Raw genomic sequence first — 1,980 nt, forward strand, 5'->3', positions numbered from 1 at the left:
GGATTTTCACCGGCTGCCACTTCTCTGGCGGCTGACAGAATCGTCATCGTCATGTTCGTACCGGTATCTCCATCTGGAACAGGAAATACGTTCAGCTCATTGATCCATTCCTTGTTGGCCTCCAGGCCTTTTGCTCCAGCCAGAAATGCATTCTTTAACATCCCGGCATCTATATAATTCATGCCCACAGGGTTTGTTCCTCCTTAATCTATCACTCTTACGCCTTCAACATAAATGCTGATTTTCTCAACCTTCATGCCAGTAAACTCTTCTACTTTATATTTTACACTCTCGATCAGGTTGTCCGCAACGGTAGAGATGCTGACCCCGTATGCCACGATTACGTGGAAATCGATGCTGAGTGCATTGTCCTTGATGGCTACGTTGATGCCGTGTGTCAGGCTTTCTCTTTTAAGCAGTCTTACCAGACCATCTTTCATACTGACAGCCGCCATGCCAACGATACCGAAGCATTCTACTGCTGTCGTTCCGGCGTACATTGCAATTACTTCCGGATCGATCTGGATCGAACCCATTTTATTGTCGATGCGTCCTTTCATATTGACAGCCTCCGTTTCTTTACTTGTTTTTGTTTGATTCGAATTTTATGCCATGATTTTTTACGGGCTGGACATGCGGAGCCTGAGCGGCTCCTGTGTCGGCGCGTGGAATGAAATATATGCGTCTCTCTACCCCGTCATGCAGCTCGATTCCGCTTCGCTCCATCTCGCTCACGGGCTTCGCCCTATGGATAAAAATGTCTGAAATACGGCTTATGTGCAAGCACAACACCGTTTTTCAGCCTTTTTTATCCGCATGACTCATGGCTTACGCGTATATTATACACCACCCACGTTAAAAAGGAAATAGAAAATAGACATCTGTCGAAAACTTTTTTTATTTTTTTTGGTTTTTCACTTGCATATTTTTCTATTTTCTGCTATTATACCTTTGTTATGGATTTTAATAGGAAGTCCAATGATCGGTTAAGGAGGTGCTACGATGGCTAAGTGTGCAATCTGCGAGAAAGCTGCTCATTTTGGTAATGCAGTGAGTCATTCACATAGAAGATCTAACAAAATGTGGAAAGCTAACGTTAAGTCTGTTAAGGTTAAAACTAATGGCGGAGCTCAGAAGATGTATGTATGTACTTCTTGCTTAAGATCCGGTTTAGTTGAAAGAGCCTAAATCGAGTTTAACTGGCCTCAGGTGTCTGCCTGAGGCTTTTTTCTTGTCCTTAGCATAATGAACGACAAAAAATGTTGGAAATATGCTTTTTGAGCACATTCCAACATTTTATATAAAACCTCTCCTTCAAAACACCTTAAAACAAGTTCAGCAGCGTTCCATACAGCTTCTCATTTCCTATCACCACCAGCGCCAGTTCTTCTTTTGCCTCGCTGAGCTGATAAAAAAGATGTCTCACATCGCGCTCCGTCGAGCGCAGATACCCCATTTCATCATAATAATAGCGCCCATCCAGCCGATTCACCATGCGATCGACTTCTCGCGTATGGCGAGATTGTATTTCTACGGCAGAATCGGATTGCTTTTCCAGTTTTTCCTGCCAATCGGATTCCTGGCACTCATATCCCTGACGGATGTAATCATTCAGCAAATTAGCTGCTTCTGACTCATCGTTGGCATAAACCACCGCGACATGGGGATAGCGCCGCATTCCGCGTCCGTGCGGCAGGTGCATCATATTTTGTATAAAATAGGAAAGTTCTGCATTCGCACGGATCCGATTCGTCAGGTGGAATGTCTGGATTCCCGGCTGCTCCCCCAAGAGCTTTATTGCACCCAGATCCAATTCTTCCGGCGAAATCATATCCTCACAGTTACTGGAAAAAATAACCGGACGCGTTTTGCCGATCTCCAGCAAAATTTCCAATGTATTGGGCGACAGAAGGTGTGCCTCATCTACTAAGATCGCGCTGTATGCTTCAAACCTGATTTCCGCTCCCGTTTGAACACTAT

General features: G+C 44.6%; 2 protein-coding genes and 2 pseudogenes (1 of these 4 only partly in view). 1 reads left to right on the forward strand and 3 read right to left on the reverse strand.

The window, feature by feature from the left end; genetic code table 11:
• Positions 1–188: pseudogene (locus tag QVO97_RS07400) on the reverse strand (DAK2 domain-containing protein); it reaches 1,527 nt to the left of the window's first position.
• A 15-nt stretch (positions 189–203) separates the two neighbouring features.
• Positions 204–560 (reverse strand): Asp23/Gls24 family envelope stress response protein, encoded by a 357-nt coding sequence (locus QVO97_RS07405; protein WP_022359718.1) that lies wholly within the window; start codon positions 558–560, stop codon positions 204–206.
• 442 nt (positions 561–1,002) lie between these two features.
• Between QVO97_RS07405 and rpmB the strand changes: the two genes are divergently transcribed.
• The gene (gene rpmB / locus QVO97_RS07410; protein ID WP_003504147.1) at positions 1,003–1,188 is read left to right on the forward strand and encodes a 50S ribosomal protein L28; all 186 of its coding nucleotides are present in this window, start codon (positions 1,003–1,005) and stop codon (positions 1,186–1,188) included.
• 136 nt (positions 1,189–1,324) lie between these two features.
• On the opposite strand, the pseudogene QVO97_RS07415 reads toward rpmB, so the two are convergent.
• A pseudogene (locus tag QVO97_RS07415) lies at positions 1,325–1,980 on the reverse strand (hypothetical protein); the annotation flags it as partial.

Origin of the sequence: Clostridium sp. CAG:43 (assembly GCF_000434655.1) — a bacterium.
GTDB lineage: Bacteria > Bacillota > Clostridia > Lachnospirales > Lachnospiraceae > Otoolea > Otoolea fessa.